The sequence below is a fragment of the Luteimonas granuli genome (assembly GCF_007795095.1).
Taxonomy (GTDB): Bacteria; Pseudomonadota; Gammaproteobacteria; order Xanthomonadales; family Xanthomonadaceae; genus Luteimonas; species Luteimonas granuli.
Genome location: NZ_CP042218.1, coordinates 2693071 through 2713991, shown reverse-complemented (window position 1 = coordinate 2713991; position 20921 = coordinate 2693071). Strand labels below are relative to the sequence as shown.

The window sequence follows — 20921 nt, the reverse complement described above, 5'->3', positions numbered from 1 at the left end:
CCACCATGAACCGCTTCAAGCGCAGCCTCGTCATCGCCTCGCTGGCCCTGGCATCGGCCTGTTCGTTCCAGGCGCGCGCCACGCTGCAGCCGGGCGATGCCGCGCCCGACTTCACCGCGCCGGCCTGGCTGGCGGGCGAACCCTTCGAATACTCGCTGTCCAGGGCACTGCGCGACGGCCCGGTGGTGCTGTACTTCTTTCCCGCCGCGAACACCCCCGGTTGCAACGTGGAGGCCGCACTGTTCTCCCAGGCCATCGACGACTTCAAGGCCCGCGGCGTGTCCGTGATCGGAGTGACCGCAGGCAACATCGACCAGTTGCGCGCGTTCTCCGCCGACACGGCCACCTGCGCAGGCCGGTTCCCGGTCGCCGCCGACGAAGGCGCGAAGATCTCCGCCCGGTATTCCGCCGTGATGGAACGCAATCCGGAGAGGTCCAGCCGCACCTCCTACCTGATCGACCGGAACGGGCGGGTACTCGCGGTGCATTCGGACATGAACCCGGCGCAGCACGTGAAGCGTATGCTCGAGAGCATTCCGGGCGATCCGGACTGACGCTTCAGAACAGCCGCACCACCGCCGCCGCCACCGCACCTGTCACGACCACCAGCAGGAACGGCGCGCGCAGCGCCAGCGCGACCCCGGCCGCCAGCAGCGCCGCGATGCGCGCGTCGAAGGCCAGCGCCTGCCCGCTGGCGAAGGTGTTGACCGCGGTCAGCGAGGCCAGCAGGCCGATGGTCAGCGCGATCGCCGCGGCGCGCGCGCGCGGTGCGTCAAGCCAGCGCGGCGGCACCAGGAAGCCGGCGAACTTGGTCGCGTATGCCGCCGCGCTGGCCAGCAGGATCCAGCCCCATGGCGACATCAGGCGGTCTCCCCGCCACGCCAGCCCCATGCGGCCGCGACCGACGCCGCGATCAGGATCGGCACTCCGGGCGGAACGAAGGGCACGGCCAGCACGGTGGCCAGCGCGCACACCACGGCGATCGCGATCGGTTCGCGCGCCGACAGTCGTGGCCAGAGCAGGCCGAGGAACGCCGCCACCGCCGCACCATCCAGGCCCCAGCGCCGCGGATCGCCCAGTGCGTCGCCCAGCAGCGCGCCGGCGGCCGTGCAGAGGTTCCAGAGCAGGTAGATGCCGAGCCCGGCGGTCCAGAATCCCCGCCGCTGCTCGTCCTGATCGCGCTGGCCGACCGCGGTCGCCACGGATTCGTCGATGCAGACCTGGGCCGCGAGCAGCCGGCGCCAGCCGCGCGGACGCAGCATGCGGTTGACCTGCATTCCGTACACCGCGTTGCGCACTCCCAGCAGCGTGGCCGCGCCGAAGGCCGCGGCTCCGCTGCCGCCGCCCGCGACCACGCCGATGTAGGCGAACTGCGAACCGCCGGTGAACATCAGGGCGCTCAGCGCCACCACCTGCACCACGTCCAGCCCCGCGGCCACGCCGAGCGCACCGAAGGACACGCCGTACAAGCCGGTGGCGGCGGATACCGACAGGCCGATCCGCACCGCAGGTGTGGGCTGGAAGTTCATGCGGCCATCTTAATCGGCACCCCCTGGATCAAAACGCGGACAAACCGTGCTAATAGTCCGGATGCGGTCCATCCATGGGGGACAGATGGAAGGCAAGTGCACCGGACAAAGGCACCGCCAGGCGCGGTCCGCGTTGAACGCGCTGCTCGGACTGGCCCTGCTGCTGTCCGCCGCGGCTGGCGCGAAGACGGAAGGGAGCGTGACGGCGGTCACGAGTACGACTGCAGCGGCGGCGGCTGGAAGCGAGGTGACACCGGGCCGCCTGCGCGTGGGTGGCGACGCCGATTACCCGCCCTATCATTTCCTCGACGCGCTCGGCCGCGCCGACGGCTTCGATGTCGAGCTGGTCCGCGCGGTCGCCGCCGACTTGGGCATGGAGGCGGTGTTCGAACTCGGGGACTGGAGTACCACCCTCGAACGCCTCGCCCGCGGCGAACTCGACGCGGTACCGATGTTCTGGTCGGAGGCACGCGAACAGCGCTACCTCTTCACCGAGCCCATCCTGCTCCGCCACCACGCCCTCTTCGGCCACTACGAGACCCCGACCGTCGAGTCGCTGGACGGGCTCGCCAACGTGCGCGTGGCCGTGCAGCGCTCGGGCCTGGCCTGGGAGGCCCTGCGCGAGCTCGACCGCACCGGGGTCACCGTGGTCGCGCTCGACAACGAAGCCGCGACCCTGGACCTCGTTGCGCGTGGCGAAGCCGACTACGCACTGGTGCCGACCGGGATCGGCCACTACATGCTCCGGCATCAGCGCCTGTCCGACGTGGTGGCGCTGAGTCCGCCCCTGCTGGAGCGCCGGTACGTGTTCGCGGTCCGGCCCGGACAGACCGCACTCGTGGCCCGCATCAACCGCTCGCTCCAGCGCCTGCGGCGGGACGGGGTGCAGAACCGGCTGTACGAGGAGTGGATCGGACACCCGGCCCCGCGACGCGCGCCCGGTTTCGCCGGCGAGGCCGTCCGCCCGAGCGGAGCGATCGCACTGCTGGCGGCGGCGGTCGCCGGTGTCGTGCTGCTGACCCGGCGCCGTGGCGTCGCCGACGCCATCCCGGCCTCGTCCTCCCGCCTCACCGCCGGGGCCATGCGCAACGCCGCCGCCGGGGACACGATGCTGATGGCCGAGCTGCGCGACGCGATCACCCGCGGCGAACTCGGATACTGCCTGCAGCCGAAGATCGACCTCCGCAGCGGGCGCCTGCTCGGCGCCGAGCTGCTGGTGCGCTGGGAGCACCCGCGTTTCGGGCCGCTGGAGCCCGACGCCTTCGTCCCGATCGCCGAGCAGACGGACACCATCGGTGAAATGACGCTCTACCTGGCACGCTGCGGCCTTGAGCAGTGCCGCCGATGGGCCGCTGCCGGCGAGCGGCTGCACGTCTCGGTCAACGTCTCCGCCAACGACCTCGCCGACCCGCGGCTGGTGGATGCCATCATCGAGGCCACCGGCAGCCAGGGCCACTGCCTGATGCTGGAGATCACCGAGACCGCAGTGATGCGCGAGCCCGAGCGGGTCGCCGTGGCGCTGCCCCGCCTGCGCGCGCACGGCATCCGGATCTCGGTCGACGATTTCGGGGTCGGCCATTCCTCGCTGGTGAACCTGCGGCGTCTGGCACCCGACGAACTCAAGATCGACCGCTCCTTCGTGGCGGCGGTGCTGGACTCCGCCTCCGATCGCGCGATCGTGCGGGCGACCATCCAGCTCGGCCACGAACTGGGCGCCAGCGTGGTGGCCGAAGGCATCGAGGACGAGGCCACGCGCGCCTGGCTCGCCACGGCCGGCTGCGACAGCGGCCAGGGATTCGGCATCGCAAAGCCGATGCCGGCGGCCCGATTCATGGAACTGCTGGGCTGAACGCGCGCGCTGGCAGCCCCGGAGGGTCGTGTCAAGCCCTCGGCAACGCTTTGTTAATGCGCGATTTGTAAAATGTACGTCAAGCACGCGCCCGCTGCGGGTCGCGTCCAGGTCTGGCAGTACACCTTCCAGGGTGCCTTTCGCACCGTTTCCCAGGGGCTCCGCGCCCCCGACTGCCCATGGCCGCCCTTCGCAGGCCCGCCGGCCGCCGCCGTACGGGATCCCCAACCACAGGAGTCGAGATGTCCAGCAACACCCGGAAGAAGACCGCCACCGCCACCACCACGCCCGCGCCCACGCGCGCGCGCGCCACCGCACCGCTCCGCCGCAAGTCCAGCGGCGCCGCAGCCACCTCCGCCGCCCAGCTCACGAGCCAGCGCATCGCGTCCGATCTCGCGGCCTTCAAGAAGGCCGGCGGACGGATCGAGGTGCTGGGCAACACGCCGCTGCGGCCCTACAGCTCGCGCACCGCCAGCCGCAAGACGGCCGCCACCCCGGCCGCGAAGGCCGCGAAGAAGTCCTGACCCGGCGTCCTCCGCCCCCCGCCTCGCCGCGCGGGCCGCCGCGGATGGCCTACGCCTCCGCGGCCGCCCCGTCGGTCCCGGCCATGGTCGCGTCGCGCCCCGAGGTCGCACCGCAGGCGGCGGCGATGAACACCACGTCGGTCGACGAATTCAGCGCCGTTTCGGCCGAATCCTGCACGACGCCCACGATGAAGCCGATCGCCACCACCTGCATGGCGATGTCGTCGCCGATCCCGAACAGACCGCAGGCCAGCGGGATCAGCAGCAGCGAGCCGCCGGGCACGCCGGAGGCGCCGCAGGCCCCGATCGCCGCGACCACGCTGAGCAGCATCGCCGTGGGCAGGTCCACGGCGATGCCGAGGGTGTTCACCGCGGCCAGGGTCAGCACCGAGATGGTGATGGCCGCGCCGGCCATGTTGATGGTCGCCCCGAGCGGCACCGCCACCGAACACGTCTCCTGGTGCACGCCGAGCCTGCGGCACAGCTCCAGATTGACCGGGATGTTCGCTGCCGAGGACCGGGTGAAGAACGCCGTGATCCCGCTCTCGCGCAGGCAGCGCAGCACCAGCGGGTAGGGATTGCGCCGCGTCACCACGGCCACGATCGCCGGATTGGCCACCAGGGCCACGAACAGCATCGCCCCGAGCAGCACGGTCAGCAGGTGGGCGTAGTCGAGCAGCGCCGCCAGGCCGCTTTCGGCCAGGATCGAGGCCACGATGCCGAACACGCCCAGCGGCGCCAGCCGGATCACCATGCGCACCACGCGCGTGATCGCATCGGACACGTCGAGCAGCACCCGGCGCGTGCCTTCGCCCGCCTGGCGCAGCGCCAGGCCGAGGGCGACGCCCCAGGCCAGCAGGCCGATGTAGTTGGCGTCGACCAGCGCCGCCAGCGGATTGTCGAAGACCTTCAGCACCAGGCTGCGCAGCACCTCGCCGATGCCGCCGGGCGCGCTGAGCGCGGTGTCGGCGGGCACGGCAAGCGTGAGCGCAGTCGGGAACAGGAAGCTCGCCGCCACCCCCACCAGTGCCGCCGCCACCGTGCCCAGAAGGTAGAGCGCAAGGATCGGGCGCATGCGGGTGTCCCGGCCCTGGCGATGGTTGGCGATCGAGGCCGTCACCAGCACCAGCACCAGGACCGGCGCCACCGCCTTGAGCGCGGAAATGAAGACCGTGCCGAGCAGGCCGACGGCCGCGCCGGCGCGGGGCGAAGCCAGGGCCAGGAGGATGCCGGCGGCGAGGCCGATCACGATCTGCGTGACCAGGCTGGGCCGCCGCAGGACACCGGGGAGGAGCATGTTCGACCTGCCAGACGGTAAGCAATCCGCCATGATATGGCTTCGGCGCCCGCGGAGTTTCCCTTGCCTGACCGTATCCGGCCCTGCGTCGGCCTTGCACTGGGCGGTGGCTCGGCGCGCGGCTGGGCGCACATCGGCGTCATCCGCGAGCTGGAAGCACTCGGGATCGAGGTCCACCTCGTGGCCGGGACCTCCATCGGCGCCCTGGTCGGCGCGATCCACGCCGGCGGCCAGCTGGGCGAGTTCGAGGCCTGGGTCACCGGGCTCACGCGCAAGACCGTGTTCTCGCTGATGGACTTCCAGTTCGGCGGCGGCGTGCTCAAGGGCTCGCGGCTGATGGACTTCTTCCGCACACGCTTCCACGACCGCGACATCCAGGACCTGGGACTGCCCTTCGCGGCCACCGCCACCGCACTGCACACCGGGGCCGAGGTCTGGCTGCGCAGCGGCTCGACGCTCGACGCCGTGCGCGCGTCGATCGCCCTGCCGGGGCTGTTCACGCCGGTCCTGTACGGCGGCCGCCTGCTGGTCGACGGCGGCCTGGTCAACCCGGTGCCGGTGTCGCTGGCGCGGGCGATGGAGGCCGACGTCGTGATCGCGGTGGACCTGGCCAGCGAGCTGCCCGCCCGCGGCGCCCCCCAGGGTGCGACGGATGCGGCGACCGACGCCGCGGGCTGGCCATCGATGATGGCCGTGATCGCGTCCAGCATCGACATCATGCAGATCCGCATCAGCCGCAGCCGCATGGCCGGCGACCCGCCGGACGCGATCATCCGCCCGCGCGTGGCGCACATCGGCATCCTCGACTTCCACCGCGCCCCCGAGGCGATCGAGGCCGGCCGGCAGGCGGTGCGCGAAGCGCTGCCGGCGCTGCGCCCGCGTCTGGGCCTGGATGCCCCCGACGCCTGAAGGACGGGCGCCAGCGACGGGAGCGGCTGACCCAGGTCAATGCGCCGCGGCGCCGCCGCGGCGAGTCTGGATGGAATCCGCAGGGAGGCATCATCGTGCGCAATCCCATTCCGATCGAGCTTGCCGGACAACCGTCCATCGAGGTCGACGGCGCCCTGGTGGCACGCGGCCTCGGACTTGACGTGGCCGAGTTCCGCCGGCTGATGGAAATCCGGAAGATCAGCGTGCTGTGCGAGCGCGGCACCGGCGAGGATGACGGGCTGTACCGCGCGAGCTTCTACCACCAGGGCCGGCGCATGCGCCTGGTCGTGGACGCCGACGGACGCCCGGTCGAGCCGATGACGGTCTCGGACTCGCCGCCGCTCAGGCCCGGGCCCCAGGACGAGTAGACGTCGGCGGTGTCGATGGCGTTGGAAGCCGCGCTCGACGAAACGGTCGAGCAGCGTGAACGACGTGGCCTCGTCGGCGGTCCAGCCGAAGACATTGCCGCCGAAAACGAGCGGTGCGATCAGCCGAAGCGGAATGCGGAAAGCGTGGTCTTCATGACTTCCTCGGAGTAGACCTTGCGGCCTTCGGAGGCGGCGCCGGCGCCGGCGGCGACCAGCAGCGGCAGCAGATGCTCCTCGCCACCGGGCGGATGGCTGTCGCGCGCATGCGGGGCGGACGCCCACTGGAGCAGCAAGGCCTCGCGCTGTTGCGTGTCGCTTTCGACCGCTGCGGTCAGCCACTCGTCGAACTTTGCCGAGACCGGCGTGTATCGCGGGTCGCCGTAGCCACGCATGTTGTGGAAGCTCATGCCGCTGCCAACGATCAGCACGCCTTCGTCGCGCAGCCCGGCCAGGGCCCGACCGGCTTCGATGTGCGCGGCCGGGTCCATGTCGCGGCGCAACGAGAGCTGCACCACCGGCACATCCGCCTTCGGGAACATCAGCTTGAGCGGGATGAAGACGCCGTGGTCGTAACCGCGCTGCGGATCGACGCGGGTCTCGGTCCCGGCATCGCCGAGCAGCCCGGCGATACGTTCGGCCAGGGCCGGTTCGCCCGGCGCGGGATAGGTCAGTTCGTAGGTATGCGCCGGGAAACCGCTGTAGTCGTAGATCAGCGGCGGCCGGGCATGGCCGGTGACGCTGAAACCCGGCTCCAGCCAGTGACCGGACACCAGCACGATCGCGCGCGGCGTCGCCGGCAGCGTACCGGCGACGCCCTTGAGGAAGGCGGCCATGCGATCCCAGGTGTCGGCGGGATTCCAGTCCATGAAGAAGCAGGGACCGGCGCCATGGGGGACGAAGAGGACAGGCATGCGCGTGCCGCCGCCCGGGGCCGGGGTGCTGCCAGGGATCTGCGGCGAAAGAATGTTCGTGTTCATGACGGACAGTATCTGCTCCGCCCCAGGGCAAGAGAACCCGGCAGCAGGCAGCAACACCTCACACTCTGAGTGTTAGATTGCCGCATGGACCGGATCACCAGCATGCGCGTCTTCGTCCGCGCCGCCACCGATGGCAGCCTTTCCGCGGCCGCGCGCCACCTCGGCATGTCGCCGGCGATGGCGACCAAGCATGTCAACGCGCTCGAGGCCCGGCTGGGCGTGAAGCTGTTCCACCGCACGACCCGCCGCCTGGCCCTGACCGAGGCCGGCAGCGACTATCTGGACGCCTGCCTGCGCATCCTTCCGGAGATCGACGAGGCCGAGGCCGCCGCGGCCTCGCAGCGCACCAAGGCGACCGGACTGCTGCGCATGAACGTGCCGCTCTCCTTCGGCCGCTGCTTCGTGGCGCCGCTGATCCCCGGGTTCTGCCGGCGCCACCCCGAGGTGACGGTGGAACTGGGCCTGAGCGACGCCGAACTGGATCTGATCGCGGGCAGCTGGGACCTGGCGGTCCGGATCGGGCGCCTCGCCGACAGTCCGCTGCAGGCGCGGAAGCTGGGCGACAGTCCGATGCTGGTCTGCGCCTCCCCGGCCTACCTGGACCGGCGCGGCGTGCCGCGCCGCGTGGCCGAACTGGTCCAGCACAACTGCCTGGGCTACACCCTGTCCGGCACCCAAAGCCGGGATCACTGGGCCTTCGGCAGCAAGGGCGAAGTCCGCGTGCCGGTCCGCGGCAACCTGCTTGCGAACAACGGCGACGCCCTGCTGGCCGCGGCCGTCCGCGGCCAGGGAATCGTCTACCAGCCGGAATTCATCGTCGGCGCGGCGCTGGCGCGCGGCGAACTGGTGAGGCTCGACCTGGACCGGCCGGCGATGGATCTCGGCGGCATCCACGTGCTCTACCCGCCCGACCGGCGGCCGCCGGCCAAGGTGCGGGTCATGATCGATTACCTCGCCGAAGCCTTCGCCAACGGCAGGCCCGTGATTCCCGCACCGGGCTGAGCACCTCCGTGCCCGGGCACGGGGCCGGCCTCCGCCGTCAGAGCGTGCCGGTCACCTCGCCGCCGCGCTGCACCAGGAAGGACCGGGCCCGCTGCTGCTCGTCGTGCGACAGCGCATGCACGACCACGGTGGTGCGGCGCGCATCCATCGCGTCGTGCGTGGCCTGGACATAGCGGTCGTGGTCGGGCCGTATCGAGACCAGGCCGCCAAGCATCAGCCCGCCGACGGTCGCGAAGAAGATCGTCACCAGCGCCGCGGCCACCGGGGAACGCGTCACGAACGGCAGCCCGGCCCACATCATGATCCCGAAGGCGATGGCGCCGGCCACCGCGCCGGCGATGCCCAGCCTCAGGTGCGCGATCAGGATGGTGCGCCAGATGCCGCGGCCCTCCGGCTCGAGCTTGATGTTGGCGTCGGGCTCGTCGGGTTCGATCACCTTGACCTGCATCTGCTGCAGGCCGATATCGGCGACGAGGGCCGCGGCCGCATCCCGCGCCGCCGCGGCGCTGTCGAAGACCGCCGCGAGCTTGCTGTTCGAGACCTCTCCGGTCAGGGGGTTGTCGGACACGGCCCGGGTTCCTGATGGCCCGGACCGATCATTGCAGGACGCCCGTCCCTCCGGCGTGAGCGGGCGCGCGCATCGCACGCGCCCTCCCCCTGAGGTCCCTCAGCCGCAGCCGCCGCAGCAGGTGCTGCCGCCGCTGATGTGGACGTCGTGCTCCAGCGGCGTGGCCGTGTAGCCGACCTGGCGCAGCGCCGCCACCACCTGCTCGCTGCTCGCGTTCGCAAGCACTTCCAGGCGGCCGCTCTCCGCGTCGAGGGCGAGCTTCGCACCGGGGTCGAGCGGGCGCAGGGCGGTCGCGAGCATGGCGGGGTCCGGCTTGCCGGTGAGTTCGAACTGCATCGGGATCTCCTGGGGATGTCGCCGGCATGCCCGGCCGCCGCGATGATCGGCGTCGGGCGCTCGCCAGGTCATTGACCGGGATCAAGCGCGGGGCGGTCCGGTCCGGCGCTGCCCGACCGCGAGACCGCGCCGGTGACGATTCCGTGCCCGCCGGCGCGGTATAAGGGGCCGCCCGGCATCGCCAGACCCGGAGGAGCACGCGCATGACCCGTCTGACGGCGAAGGACTTCTCCCCCGAACTGCTCGAGCTCTACGACGGCTACGTGCACGGCCGCATCAGCCGGCGCCAGTTCCTCGACCGCGCCGCTGCGCTTGCCCTGGGCGGCATGTCCGCCGTCGCCGTGCTGGCCGCGCTCAGCCCCGACTACGCGCTGGCGGCCCAGGTGTCGTTCACCGATCCCGCGATCGTGGCCCGGTACATCACCTACCCCTCGCCCAACGGCCACGGCGACGTGCGCGGCTACCTGGTCATGCCCGCCGGCGCGAAAGCTCCCGTGCCCGGCGTTGTCGTGGTGCACGAGAACCGCGGCCTGAATCCGTATATCGAGGACGTCGCGCGACGCGTGGCCAAGGCCGGCTACGCGGCGCTCGCGCCCGACGGCCTCAGCTCCGTGGGCGGCTATCCGGGCAACGACGACCGCGGCCGCGAACTGCAGCGCCAGGTCGATCCGGAAAAGCTGATGAACGACTTCTTCGCCGCGATCGAATTCCTGCTGCGCGAACCGCGGACCACGGCAAGGGTCGGCATCACCGGCTTCTGCTACGGCGGCGGCGTCTGCCACGCGGCTGCCGTCGCCTATCCGGAACTGGCCGCGGCCGTGCCCTTCTACGGCCGCCAGGCCGATCCCGCCGACGTGCCGAAGATCAAGTCACCCCTGCTGATGCACTTCGCCGAGGAGGATCCCCAGATCAATGCCACCTGGCCGGCGTACGAGGCCGCGCTGAAGGCGGCGGGCACCCCGTACGAGGCGCACTTCTATCCCGGCACCGTCCACGGCTTCCACAACGACTCCACCCCGCGCTACGACGAGGCCGCGGCGAACCTCGCCTGGGAGCGTACGCTCGCCTGGTTCCGGCGCCACCTGGCCTGAAGCCGGCGCGGCATGGCCGCGTCAGCCGGCGCCACGCTCGAACGCCCCCAGCACGCCCGCCACGTTGGTGCCGATCTCCCTCACCGCGTAGCCCCCTTCCTGCACCAGCACCGTGGGCAGGCCGGCCGCCGCCAGCCGGGCGCCGATCATGGGGAAGTGCTCCTCGCGCAGGCCGAAGGCGCTGATCGGGTCGCCTTCGTAGGTGTCCACGCCCAGCGGCACCACCAGTGCCTCGGCGCGGAACGCAGCGACCGCCTCCAGCGCCGTGTCCAGGGCCGCCGACCATGCCTCCCAGCCGGTCCCACGCGGCAACGGCAGATTGAGGTTGCAGCCCTCGCCCTCCCCGCTGCCACGCTCGTCGGCGAAGCCCAGGAAGTACGGGTACTCGGTTTCGGGCGTGCCGTGGATGGACACGGTCAACACGTCGCCGCGCTCCTGGAAGATGTCCTGGGTGCCGTTGCCGTGGTGATAGTCGACGTCGAGCACCGCGACCCTGCCGAAGCCGCGGTCCCGCAGCTCCTGCGCAGCCAGCGCCGAATTGTTGAGGAAGCAGTAGCCGCCGTAGGCACCCCGCGCGGCGTGGTGGCCGGGCGGCCGGCACAGCGCATAGGCGGCCGGCATGCCTTCGGCGACCAGCGCGGCCGCGGTCATCGCGCACTGCGCGGAGGCGAAGGCCGCGTCCCAGGTGCCTTCGACGATCGGCGTGCCGGCGTCGAAGGCGTAATAGCCCATCGCGCCGTTGATGCCCTCGGGCACGCGGTCGCGGCGCAGGCTGCGAGCGGGGAACCCGCTGGGCAGCATGGACCCGTCGCGCCCCTCTTCGCGCCAGCGCGCGTGGGCGGTGCTCAGGAAGGCGACGAAGGCTGGGTCGTGGACACGATGCAGCGTCTCGACGGCGAAGTTGCGCGGCTCGACGAAGGCATGCCCGGCGTCGACAAGGGCTTCGCGGATATATTCGGCGCGCTCGGGCTTCTCGTAGCACGGCACGAGCTCGCCGCGATGGAGTTCCACTCCGTCGGAGTGGCGGACGTGCAAGGGCGAATGGACAATCTGCATCGGGTTTCCGGAGCGCACGGGGACCCGCGATTCTAGCCGCTGGCGGAGTCGCTCCAATACGCGTCCAGGCGGCCGGACGGGGCGCCGCCTATGGCGTCCGGCGACCTCATATATGCGACCGATTGGACGCGCCGACCGCGGTTTACCTTGTCTCGAACGAGGACTATGCTGCCTTTTGGAATTCCACTCTTCGCGCCCCGGCGCCGAACGCGGAATCCCAGCAAGACGGGCCCGGAATCGTCCGGGCCGTCCAGCCACCACGACTCGAGGATCGCTTCATGGTCAGCATGAATCGACGGCAGTTCCTCAAGGTCTCGGGCACCAGCCTCGCCGGCTCCAGCCTGGCGCTGCTCGGTGCAAGTCCTGCACCGGCCATGGCCGAAGTCCGCCAGTTCAAGCTGGCGCGCATGACCGAGACCCGGAACACCTGTCCCTACTGTTCGGTTGCCTGCGGCCTGTTGATGTACGGCCTCGGCGACGGCGCCAAGAACGCCGCCTCAAGCATCGTCCACATCGAGGGCGATCCCGACCATCCGGTCAACCGCGGCACACTGTGTCCCAAGGGTGCCGGCCTGGTCGACTTCATCCACAGCCCGAACCGGCTCAAGCAGCCGGAATACCGGGCGCCCGGCTCCGACACATGGGAGCCGATCAGCTGGGACGACGCGCTCGAGCGCATCGCACGCCTGATGAAGGACGACCGCGACGCCAACTTCGTGTCGCAGACGCCCGAGGGCAGGACGGTCAACCGCTGGCTCACCACCGGCATGCTCGCGGCCTCGGCCACCAGCAACGAGACCGCCTACATCACCCACAAGGTCGCGCGCGCGCTCGGCCTGCTCGCATTCGACAACCAGGCCCGCGTTTGACACGGCCCGACGGTGGCAGGTCTTGCCCCGACGTTTGGCCGTGGAGCGATGACGAACCATTGGGTCGACATCAAGAACGCGGACGTTGTGCTGATCATGGGCGGCAACGCGGCCGAGGCCCATCCCTGCGGGTTCAAGTGGGTCACCGAAGCCAAGGCGAATAATGGCGCCAAGCTGATCGTGGTCGACCCGCGGTTCAACCGCTCGGCGTCGGTCGCGGACTACTACGCCCCGATCCGCACGGGCACGGACATCGTGTTCCTGGGCGCGGCGATCAGCAACCTGCTCGAGACCGACCGCATCCACCACGAGTACGTCCGCAACTACACGGACATGAGCTTCGTGGTGCGCGAGGACTTCGCCTTCGAGGGCGGCATCTACTCCGGCTACGACGCCGAGCGCCGCCGCTACGACAAGGCGACCTGGGAGTACGAGCGCGGCGCCGACGGCTACGTCGTCACCGACCCGACGCTGCAGCACCCGCGCTGCGTCTACCAGTTGCTCAAGAAGCACTACGCCCGCTACACGCCGGAGATGGTGGAGCGCGTCTGCGGCACCACGCAGGAGCAGTTCCACACCGTGGTCGACATGCTGGCGTCCACCGCCCGCGCCGACCGTGCCGCGACCATCCTCTACGCCCTGGGCTGGACGCAGCACTCGATCGGTTCGCAGATCATCCGCACCGGCGCGATGCTGCAGCTGCTGCTGGGCAACATCGGCATCGCCGGCGGCGGCATGAACGCGCTGCGCGGGCATTCCAACATCCAGGGCCTGACCGACCTGGGGCTGATGTCCAACCTGCTGCCGGGCTACCTCACCCTGCCCGGCGAGCACGAGCAGGAGTACGGCACGTACATCGCTTCGCGCACGCAGAAGCCGCTGCGGGAAAACCAGCTCAGCTACTGGCAGCACTACCCGAAGTTCCACGTCAGCCTGATGAAGGCCTGGTACGGCGACGCCGCCACCGCGGAGAACGACTGGGCCTTCGACTACCTGCCCAAGCTCGACAAGCCCTACGACATGCTCCAGACCTACGAGCTGATGGACCAGGGCAAGGTCAACGGCTACATCTGCCAGGGCTTCAACCCGCTGGCGGCGGCGCCGAACAAGGCCAAGATGATCTCGGCGCTGTCGAAGCTGAAGTTCATGGTCGTGATCGACCCGCTGGCCACCGACACCTCCGAGTTCTGGAGGAACTTCGGCGACGCCAACGACGTCGACCCTTCGGCCATCCAGACCGAGGTCTTCCGCCTGCCAAGCAGCTGCTTCGCCGAGGAGGAAGGCGCGCTGGTGAACTCCGGCCGCTGGCTGCAGTGGCACTGGAAGGGCGCGGAGCCGCCCGGCCAGGCGAAGACCGACATCGAGATCATGGCCCGGCTGTTCATGCGGATGCGGGAGATGTACCGCACCGAAGGCGGCGCCTTCCCCGATCCGGTCCTGAACCTGACCTGGAACCATGCCCAGCCCCTGCACCCCTCCGCCGCCGAGCTGGCGATGGAGTACAACGGCCGGGCGCTGACCGACCTCGCGGACCCGCGCGACCCGACCCGCATCGCCCGCCGCCGCGGCGAGCAGGTGTCGGGCTTCGGCGAGCTGCGCGACGACGGCAGCACGTCCAGCGGCTGCTGGATCTATGCCGGTGCCTGGACCCAGGACGGCAACATGATGGCGCGGCGCGACAACAGCGACCCGACCGGCATCGGCCAGACCCTGAAGTGGGCCTGGGCGTGGCCGGCCAACCGCCGCATCCTCTACAACCGCGCCTCCGCGGACCCGTCCGGCAAGCCCTTCGACCCGAAGCGGCCGCTGGTGTGGTGGAACGGAACCTCCTGGACCGGCTCCGACGTCCCCGACTTCAAGGGCGACGAGGATCCCGCCGGTGGCATGGGGCCCTTCATCATGAACCCCGAGGGCGTGGCACGGTTCTTCGCCCGCGGCGGCATGGCCGAGGGTCCGTTCCCGGAGCACTACGAGCCGTTCGAGACTCCGCTGGGCTACAACCCGCTGAACCCGGACACGCCCGCCGCCACCAGCAACCCGGCCGCGCGCGTGTTCGACTCCGACATGGCGACCATGGGCACGGTGGACGAGTTCCCGTACGTGGGCACCACCTACCGCCTGACCGAACACTTCCACTACTGGACCAAGCACGTCCGCCTCAACGCCATCCTCCAGCCCGAGCAGTTCGTCGAGATCGGCGAAGGCCTGGCGAACGAGATCGGCGTGTCCCACGGCGACCGCGTCCGCGTCTCGTCCAAGCGCGGCCACATCGTGGCGGTGGCGGTGGTGACCAAGCGCATCCGCGCGCTCAAGGTCGACGGGAAGACCGTGCACCACGTCGGAATCCCGCTGCACTGGGGGCTCACCGGCATCACCAAGCCGGGCTACCTGACCAACACCCTCACGCCATCGGTGGGCGACGGCAACTCGCAGACACCCGAGTTCAAGTCGTTCCTGGTGAACGTGGAAAAGGCATAGGAGCCCCGCCATGGCACTGCAATCCCTCGACATCAAGCGGCGCTCCGCGACCACGTATGAACCGCCCGGCGTGCGCGAGCCGCACGCCGGCGGCTCGGTGGCCAAGCTGATCGACACCACCAAGTGCATCGGCTGCAAGGCCTGCCAGGTGGCGTGCATGGAGTGGAACGACCTGCGCGACGACATCGGCGACAACGTCGGCGTCTACGACAACCCGGCCGACCTCACCGCGCAGTCGTGGACGCTGATGCGCTTCGCCGAGCACGAGACCGACGACGGCAACCTGGAGTGGCTGATCCGCAAGGACGGCTGCATGCACTGCGAGGACCCCGGCTGCCTGAAGGCCTGCCCCTCGCCGGGCGCGATCGTCCAGTACACCAACGGCATCGTGGACTTCCACCAGGAAAACTGCATCGGCTGCGGCTACTGCATCACCGGCTGCCCCTTCGACATCCCGCGGATCTCGAAGAAGGACAACAAGGCCTACAAGTGCACCCTGTGCTCGGACCGCGTGGCCGTCGGCCAGTCGCCGGCCTGCGCCAAGGTGTGCCCGACCGGCGCGATCATGTTCGGCACCAAGGAGGCGATGACCGACCACGCCGCGGAACGCATCGTCGATCTCAATTCGCGCGGCTTCGAGAACGCAGGCCTGTACGACCCGGCGGGTGTCGGCGGCACGCACGTGATGTACGTGCTGCACCACGCCGACAAGCCGGGGCTGTACAGCGACCTGCCGGAGAATCCCACGATCAGCCCCATGGTCGCGCTGTGGAAGGGCGCGGCCAAGCCGCTGGGCCTGGCGGCGATGGCGTTCACCGCGGTCATCGGCTTCTTCCACTTCATCCGCACTGGTCGCAACACGGTGAGCGAGGTGGACGAGCGCGAGGCCGAGGCGTCCCTGGCCGATGGCCCGCCGGCGGGCGAATACCCGCCCGGCACCCTGGAACGCGCGCGCGAAGAGGAGCATCGCCATGGCTGAGCCCATCCGCACGGAACGCGGGCATCCGCGCGAGATCGTCCGCTACAGCGCCAACGAGCGCACCAACCACTGGCTGATCGCGATCAGCTTCGTGCTGGCGGCGCTGTCCGGCCTGGCCCTGTACCACCCCGCCATGAGCTGGCTCTACGCCCTGTTCGGCGGCGGGCCATGGACGCGCGTGCTGCATCCCTTCATCGGCGTCTTCATGTTCCTGGTGTTCTTCCTGTTCGCGTTCCGCATGCTGGGCTCGAACCGGATCGACGCGCGCGACCGCCAGTGGCTGCGCCAGATCGACGACGTCGCCGCCGGCCGCGAGGAGAAGCTGCCGGAGGTGGGCCGCTACAACGCGGGCCAGAAGGTGCTGTTCTGGGGCCTGGTGCTGTGCATGCTCGGGCTGCTCGCCACCGGCATCGTGATGTGGCAGCCGTGGTTCGCCCCGGCGTTCACGGTCACGGTCATCCGCTTCGCCTCGGTGGTCCATGCGATCCTGGCCACGGTGATCATCTGCATGATCATCTTCCACGCCTACTCCGCGTTCTGGGTCAAGGGTTCGATGGGCGCCATGGTGCGCGGCCGGGTCAGCCGCGGCTGGGCCTGGAAGCACCACCGCGGGTGGCTGCGCGACATCGACCGCGAAGCCGGCCGGAAGTGAGTCCCGGGCCGGCCGCGGCTTTGCCGTGGCCGGCTCCGATGCCCTAACCTGCCCCTTCGGGGGCCAACCGGCGCGCCCTGCGGCGCGCCGTCTTATTTCCACGCTCCTGATGGAGGCACCGTGCCACGCATCCTGCCGCGAGGCGAAATCGAGAATCTCGACCACACCCGCATCCCCCGCCTGCGCATGCCCGAGCGCGCCGGCGTGTTCTCGGACCGCGCCGCGCGCCTGCGCAGCCTGGCGGAAACGAGCGCGATCGCCGACTACCTCCGGCTGATGGCCTGCCTGGCCGACGCCCAGCAGCGCGCGCTCAGGGAGTTCACGCCGCCGGCGATCGGGCCGGACACGCTCGCGCAGGCGAAGAAGCACGACATGCCCCCCTGCCGGCCACCGGCCTGGCGCGCGATCCGGCCTGGCGTGGACTGCTGGACAGGCTGCTGGCCGAAGTCGCCGGCCACGCCGACACGCCGGCGCAGGCGGTCGAGGCCTGCACCGCACTGCGCCGCACCCTCGAAGAATCCCCGGGGCGCATCGAGGGCATGGCCGACGCCCTTCTCGCCGGCCGCGTCGAAGGCGCCGATGTCGCGCCGGCGCCCTTCGTGATGGCCGCGCTGCAGGTGTACTGGACGGCGATGGCCGCGGGCCTCGAGGAATCGCAGCTTCCGGTCGGAGCCTTCGGCCTCTGCCCCACCTGCGGCACGCCGCCGGTGGCCAGCATGGTGCGCATCGGCGGCGCGCACGACGGCTTCCGCTACCTGTGCTGCCCGCTGTGCAGCTGCGAATGGCACCTGGAGCGGGTCAAGTGCTCGCACTGCGCCAGCACCAAGGGCATCGCCTACCACTTCATCGAAGGCGGTCGCGAAGGCGTCAAGGCCGAATCCTGCAAGGGCTGCAAGAGCTATCGCAAGATCTTCTACCAGGAGAAGGATCCGTTCATGGAGCCGGTGGCCGACGATCTCGGCAGCCTGGCCCTGGACGTGCTGATGGGCGACGAGGGCTTCGAGCGCCGCAGCGGCAATCCCCTGCTCTGGCAGGACACCGGAGACTGAGCGGTGGCAGCGGCGGGTGAAGGCGGTGCAGGAGCCGCGGCGAGCGACATTCCCTCGCTCGACCGCCTGCTGAAGGATCCGTCCTTCGGCGGACTGGCGGCACGCCATGGCACGTCCCGGGTGACCGACGCCCTGCGCGCGCGCCTGGATGAACTGCGCGGCGCAGCGCGCGCGGGAACGCTGCGGCGCGACGCGCTCGAGCCGGCGGCGCTCGCGGCCGGGCTCGGGCGGACGCTGGACGAGGCCTCGCGGCCGCGCCTGCGCACCGTCTTCAACCTCACCGGGACCGTGCTGCACACGAACCTCGGCCGCGCACTGCTGCCGGACGAAGCGGTGCAGTCGGTGCTGCGCGCGATGACCGCACCGGTGGCGCTGGAGTTCGACCTCGAGCGCGGCGGCCGCGGTGATCGCGACGAGCTCGTCGAGGGCCTGCTGTGCGAGCTCACCGGCGCCGAGGCCGCGACCGTCGTCAACAACAACGCCGCCGCGGTGCTGCTGATGCTCAACGCCCTGGCCAACCGCCGCGAAGTGATCGTGTCGCGCGGCGAGCTGGTGGAGATCGGCGGCGCGTTCCGCATCCCCGACATCATGTCCCGCGCCGGCGCGAAGCTGGTCGAGGTCGGCACCACCAACCGCACGCATCCGGCGGACTACGCCAATGCCATCGGCCCGCGCACCGCGATGCTGATGAAGGTCCATTGCAGCAATTACGCGATCACGGGCTTCACCCGCAGCGTCGATTCCGTGCAGGTCGCCGGGATCGCCCATGCGCACGGCCTGCCGCTGGCCGTGGACCTCGGCAGCGGCAGCCTGGTCGACCCGGCGCGCTGGGGGCTCCCGCACGAGCCCACGGTGCGCGAAACCCTGGCGGCCGGCGCCGACCTGGTCGCCTTCAGCGGCGACAAGCTGCTGGGCGGCCCGCAGGCCGGGCTGCTGGTCGGCCGCGCCGACCTGATCGCGAAGATCCGCAAGAACCCGCTCAAGCGCGCGCTGCGCGTGGGCAAGCTCACCCTGGCGGCGCTGGAGCCGGTGCTGGCCCTGTACCGCACACCCGAGTTCCTGCCGGAGCGGCTGGTCACGCTGCGGCTGATGTTGCGGCCGCAGGCGGCGATCCACGGGCAGGCGCAGCGGCTGCTCGCCCCCGTGCAGCGTGCACTGGGCGACGCGTGGGCCGTGGCGATCGCGCCGATGTCCAGCCAGATCGGCAGCGGCGCAATGCCGGTCGAGGCGCTGCCCAGCGCCGGCCTGGCGCTGCGCTTCGCCGGCAGGGGCAGCCGCGGCCGCGCGCTCGAGGGCCTGGCGAAGGCGCTTCGCGACCTGCCGCGACCGGTGATCGGACGTATCGCCGACGACGCGCTGTGGCTCGACCTGCGCTGCCTCGAGGAGGCCGACGAAGCGGTTTTCGCCTCGCAGCTGGAGGAACTCCGGGCGTGATCGTCGGCACCGCCGGCCACATCGACCATGGCAAGACCACCCTGGTGCGCGCGCTCACCGGCGTCGAGACCGACCGCCTGAAGGAGGAACAGGCGCGCGGCATCTCGATCGAACTCGGCTATGCCTACGCGCCCCTGGCCGACGGCGACGTGCTCGGCTTCATCGACGTGCCCGGCCACGAGAAGCTGGTGCACACCATGGCCGCCGGGGCCTCGGGCATCGACTTCGGGCTGCTGGTGGTGGCCGCCGATGACGGCGTGATGCCGCAGACCCGCGAGCACCTGGCGATCCTCGGCCTGCTCGGCGTCAGCCGGGGCGCCGTGGCCCTGACCAAGGCCGACCGCGCCGACGCCGCGCGCCTGGGGGAGGTGCGGGTGCAGCTGCAGGCCCTGCTGCAGGGCGGGCCGCTGGCCGATGCGCCGGTCTTCGCCGTCAGCGCCACCGCCGCCCGTGATCCCGGCATCGACGCCCTGCGCGCACACCTGCACGCGCAGGCCGCAGCCTGGCGCGCGCGCGACGCCGACGGCCTGTTCCGGCTCGCCGTGGACCGCGCCTTCACCCTGGCCGGCCACGGCACGGTGGTGACCGGCACCGTCCACGGCGGCCGCGTGGCCGTCGGCGACGAGGATGCGCGGCTGGTGCTGGCGCCCGCGGGCCGGCCGGTGCGCGTACGTTCGATCCACGCCCAGAACCGGCCCAGCGCCGAGGGCCACGCCGGCCAGCGCTGTGCGCTCAACCTCGCAGGCGTCGACAAGGACGCCATCGGACGCGGCGACTGGATCGCCGACGCGCGCGCCTTCCTGCCCACGCGCAACATCGACGTCGAGCTGCGCCTGCTCTCCGACGCCGGCGCCGCGGTGGGCAACTGGGCGCCGCTGCACGTGCACCTCGGCACCGCGCGCCGGCTCGCTCACGCGGTGCCGCTGTCCGACGGCGAACTCGTGCCCGGGGACGAAGGCCGGGTGCAGCTGGTGTTCGACGAGGCCCTGTGCGCTGCGCCCGGCGACCGCTTCATCGTCCGCGACGCCCGGGCCAGCCGCACCATCGGCGGGGGCCGCGTCCTCGACCCGAACGCCCCTGCGCGCCGGCGGCGCTCGCCGCAGCGGATCGCCTGGCTGGACGGCATCACGGCGATGCTCGACGGCGAAGGCCTCGAACCGCTGCTGCGGCACGCGGAGCACGGCGTCGACGAGGCCGCGTTGCTGCGCCTCGCCGGCCAGCCGCCGGAGCGGCTTCGGCTGCCCGAGGGCGCGCACTGGCTGGCACCGCGCAACGGTCCCCGGATCGCCATCGCCGGCGCACATCTCGAGGCGCTGCGGTCGCGCGTCGAAGAGGCGCTGGCCGGCTTCCACATCGACTCCCCCGACGAACCCGGACCCGAGGCCGCGCGCCTGCGCCGCATCGCCCTGCCCATCGCGCCGGCGGCGCTGTGGCAGGTGCTGCTCGACGGTCTGGTCGCCGAAGGCCGGCTGCGCCGCAACGGCCACTGGCTGCACCTGCCCGGCCACAGCATCACCCTGGACGAGGCCGACGCCGAGCTCGCCCGGCGCCTGCTCGTTCGCCTGGCCGAGGCCGGCTACAGCCCGCCCTGGGTGCGAGACCTGGCCGGCACCGAGGCCGTGACCGAGGAGCGCGTGCGCCGGCTGCTGCGCACGCTCGCGCTGCAGGGCCTGGCTGTGCAGGTGGTGCGCGACCTCTTCTACCACCCCGACCGCGTGCGCGAGCTGGCCACGCTGGCCCGCGACATCGCCGAGCGCGACGGGGCCGTGGAAGCCGCGCGCTTCCGGGACGCCACGGGACTGGGCCGCAAGCGCGCCATCCAGATCCTCGAGTACCTCGACCGCGCCGGCCTCACCCGCCGCGTGCGCGACAGCCACGTGCTGCGCGAGGACAGCGCCTGGCTGCAGTCCCTGCGCGACGGCGTGTGATAGCT

General features: G+C 71.1%; 19 protein-coding genes and 2 pseudogenes. 13 read left to right on the top strand and 8 right to left on the bottom strand.

All coding sequences use genetic code 11. The annotated features are described in order from the left end of the window. Positions 1-5: 5 nt before the first annotated feature. Positions 6-554 (top strand): peroxiredoxin, encoded by a 549-nt coding sequence (locus FPZ22_RS12610; protein ID WP_144893490.1) that lies wholly within the window; start codon positions 6-8, stop codon positions 552-554. Between the two features lie 4 nt (positions 555-558). Here FPZ22_RS12610 and FPZ22_RS12605 read toward each other — a convergent pair whose 3' ends face one another. Together FPZ22_RS12605 and FPZ22_RS12600 are read right to left on the bottom strand one after the other, a co-directional pair. Then, positions 559-861, bottom strand: a complete 303-nt coding sequence (locus FPZ22_RS12605) for an AzlD domain-containing protein (protein WP_144893488.1) — start codon at positions 859-861, stop codon at positions 559-561. Next, positions 861-1529, bottom strand: coding sequence for an AzlC family ABC transporter permease (locus FPZ22_RS12600; protein ID WP_144893486.1), 669 nt, complete (start codon positions 1527-1529; stop codon positions 861-863). Before FPZ22_RS12600 ends, FPZ22_RS12605 begins: the two co-directional genes overlap by 1 nt. A 133-nt stretch (positions 1530-1662) precedes the next feature. On the opposite strand from FPZ22_RS12600, the gene FPZ22_RS12595 reads away from it, so the two are divergent. Together FPZ22_RS12595 and FPZ22_RS12590 are read left to right on the top strand one after the other, a co-directional pair. After that, a complete protein-coding gene (locus FPZ22_RS12595) occupies positions 1663-3378 on the top strand; it encodes an EAL domain-containing protein (protein WP_168199007.1) in 1716 nt (571 codons plus the stop codon). Positions 3379-3620: 242 nt separating this feature from the next. Further along, entirely contained in the window at positions 3621-3902 is a 282-nt protein-coding gene (locus tag FPZ22_RS12590; RefSeq protein WP_246120750.1) for a hypothetical protein, read from the top strand. A 49-nt stretch (positions 3903-3951) separates the two neighbouring features. Here the strand turns inward: FPZ22_RS12590 and sstT are convergent, their stop codons facing one another. Further along, positions 3952-5199 (bottom strand): serine/threonine transporter SstT, encoded by a 1248-nt coding sequence (sstT, locus tag FPZ22_RS12585; protein WP_144893481.1) that lies wholly within the window; start codon positions 5197-5199, stop codon positions 3952-3954. A gap of 63 nt (positions 5200-5262) precedes the next feature. Here sstT and FPZ22_RS12580 point away from each other — a divergent pair, with 63 nt between their 5' ends. Both FPZ22_RS12580 and FPZ22_RS14250 read left to right on the top strand, forming a co-directional pair. Next, positions 5263-6108, top strand: a complete 846-nt coding sequence (locus tag FPZ22_RS12580) for a patatin-like phospholipase family protein (RefSeq protein WP_210412677.1) — start codon at positions 5263-5265, stop codon at positions 6106-6108. Positions 6109-6203: 95 nt separating this feature from the next. Beyond that, positions 6204-6497, top strand: a complete 294-nt coding sequence (locus FPZ22_RS14250) for a DUF6522 family protein (protein WP_342779184.1) — start codon at positions 6204-6206, stop codon at positions 6495-6497. On the opposite strand, the pseudogene FPZ22_RS14145 reads toward FPZ22_RS14250, so the two are convergent. Beyond that, positions 6443-6632, bottom strand: a pseudogene (locus tag FPZ22_RS14145) (aldo/keto reductase); the annotation flags it as partial. The gene FPZ22_RS14250 and the pseudogene FPZ22_RS14145 sit on opposite strands and share 55 nt — an antisense overlap. Further along, the gene (locus FPZ22_RS12565) at positions 6617-7474 is read right to left on the bottom strand and encodes a DODA-type extradiol aromatic ring-opening family dioxygenase (protein WP_210412676.1); all 858 of its coding nucleotides are present in this window, start codon (positions 7472-7474) and stop codon (positions 6617-6619) included. The pseudogene FPZ22_RS14145 and the gene FPZ22_RS12565, both read right to left, overlap by 16 nt. A gap of 84 nt (positions 7475-7558) precedes the next feature. Here FPZ22_RS12565 and FPZ22_RS12560 point away from each other — a divergent pair, with 84 nt between their 5' ends. Beyond that, on the top strand, positions 7559-8476 hold the full coding sequence (locus FPZ22_RS12560) for a LysR family transcriptional regulator (protein WP_144893477.1): 918 nt from the start codon (positions 7559-7561) through the stop codon (positions 8474-8476). A 37-nt stretch (positions 8477-8513) separates the two neighbouring features. Here FPZ22_RS12560 and FPZ22_RS12555 read toward each other — a convergent pair whose 3' ends face one another. Together FPZ22_RS12555 and FPZ22_RS12550 are read right to left on the bottom strand one after the other, a co-directional pair. Beyond that, the gene (locus tag FPZ22_RS12555) at positions 8514-9044 is read right to left on the bottom strand and encodes a riboflavin biosynthesis protein RibA (RefSeq protein WP_144893475.1); all 531 of its coding nucleotides are present in this window, start codon (positions 9042-9044) and stop codon (positions 8514-8516) included. A 99-nt stretch (positions 9045-9143) separates the two neighbouring features. Next, a complete protein-coding gene (locus tag FPZ22_RS12550; protein WP_144893473.1) occupies positions 9144-9380 on the bottom strand; it encodes a hypothetical protein in 237 nt (78 codons plus the stop codon). Positions 9381-9583: 203 nt separating this feature from the next. Here FPZ22_RS12550 and yghX point away from each other — a divergent pair, with 203 nt between their 5' ends. Next, on the top strand, positions 9584-10471 hold the full coding sequence (gene yghX / locus FPZ22_RS12545; protein ID WP_144893471.1) for a YghX family hydrolase: 888 nt from the start codon (positions 9584-9586) through the stop codon (positions 10469-10471). A gap of 21 nt (positions 10472-10492) precedes the next feature. Here the strand turns inward: yghX and FPZ22_RS12540 are convergent, their stop codons facing one another. After that, a complete protein-coding gene (locus tag FPZ22_RS12540) occupies positions 10493-11527 on the bottom strand; it encodes a histone deacetylase family protein (protein ID WP_144893469.1) in 1035 nt (344 codons plus the stop codon). 278 nt (positions 11528-11805) lie between these two features. Between FPZ22_RS12540 and fdnG the strand changes: the two genes are divergently transcribed. The 6 genes and pseudogenes from fdnG (at position 11806) to selB (ending at position 20916) form a co-directional block, all read left to right on the top strand. Next, positions 11806-14874, top strand: coding sequence for a formate dehydrogenase-N subunit alpha (gene fdnG, locus FPZ22_RS12535; protein WP_144893468.1), 3069 nt, complete (start codon positions 11806-11808; stop codon positions 14872-14874). 10 nt (positions 14875-14884) lie between these two features. After that, a complete protein-coding gene (fdxH, locus tag FPZ22_RS12530; protein ID WP_144893466.1) occupies positions 14885-15853 on the top strand; it encodes a formate dehydrogenase subunit beta in 969 nt (322 codons plus the stop codon). Beyond that, a complete protein-coding gene (locus tag FPZ22_RS12525) occupies positions 15846-16505 on the top strand; it encodes a formate dehydrogenase subunit gamma (RefSeq protein WP_144893464.1) in 660 nt (219 codons plus the stop codon). Before fdxH ends, FPZ22_RS12525 begins: the two co-directional genes overlap by 8 nt. A gap of 186 nt (positions 16506-16691) precedes the next feature. Next, a pseudogene (gene fdhE / locus FPZ22_RS12520) lies at positions 16692-17554 on the top strand (formate dehydrogenase accessory protein FdhE). A gap of 3 nt (positions 17555-17557) precedes the next feature. Then, complete coding sequence (gene selA / locus FPZ22_RS12515; protein ID WP_144893461.1) at positions 17558-18988, top strand: L-seryl-tRNA(Sec) selenium transferase; 1431 nt, start codon at positions 17558-17560, stop codon at positions 18986-18988. Beyond that, on the top strand, positions 18985-20916 hold the full coding sequence (selB, locus tag FPZ22_RS12510) for a selenocysteine-specific translation elongation factor (protein WP_144893459.1): 1932 nt from the start codon (positions 18985-18987) through the stop codon (positions 20914-20916). Before selA ends, selB begins: the two co-directional genes overlap by 4 nt. Positions 20917-20921: the final 5 nt, after the last annotated feature.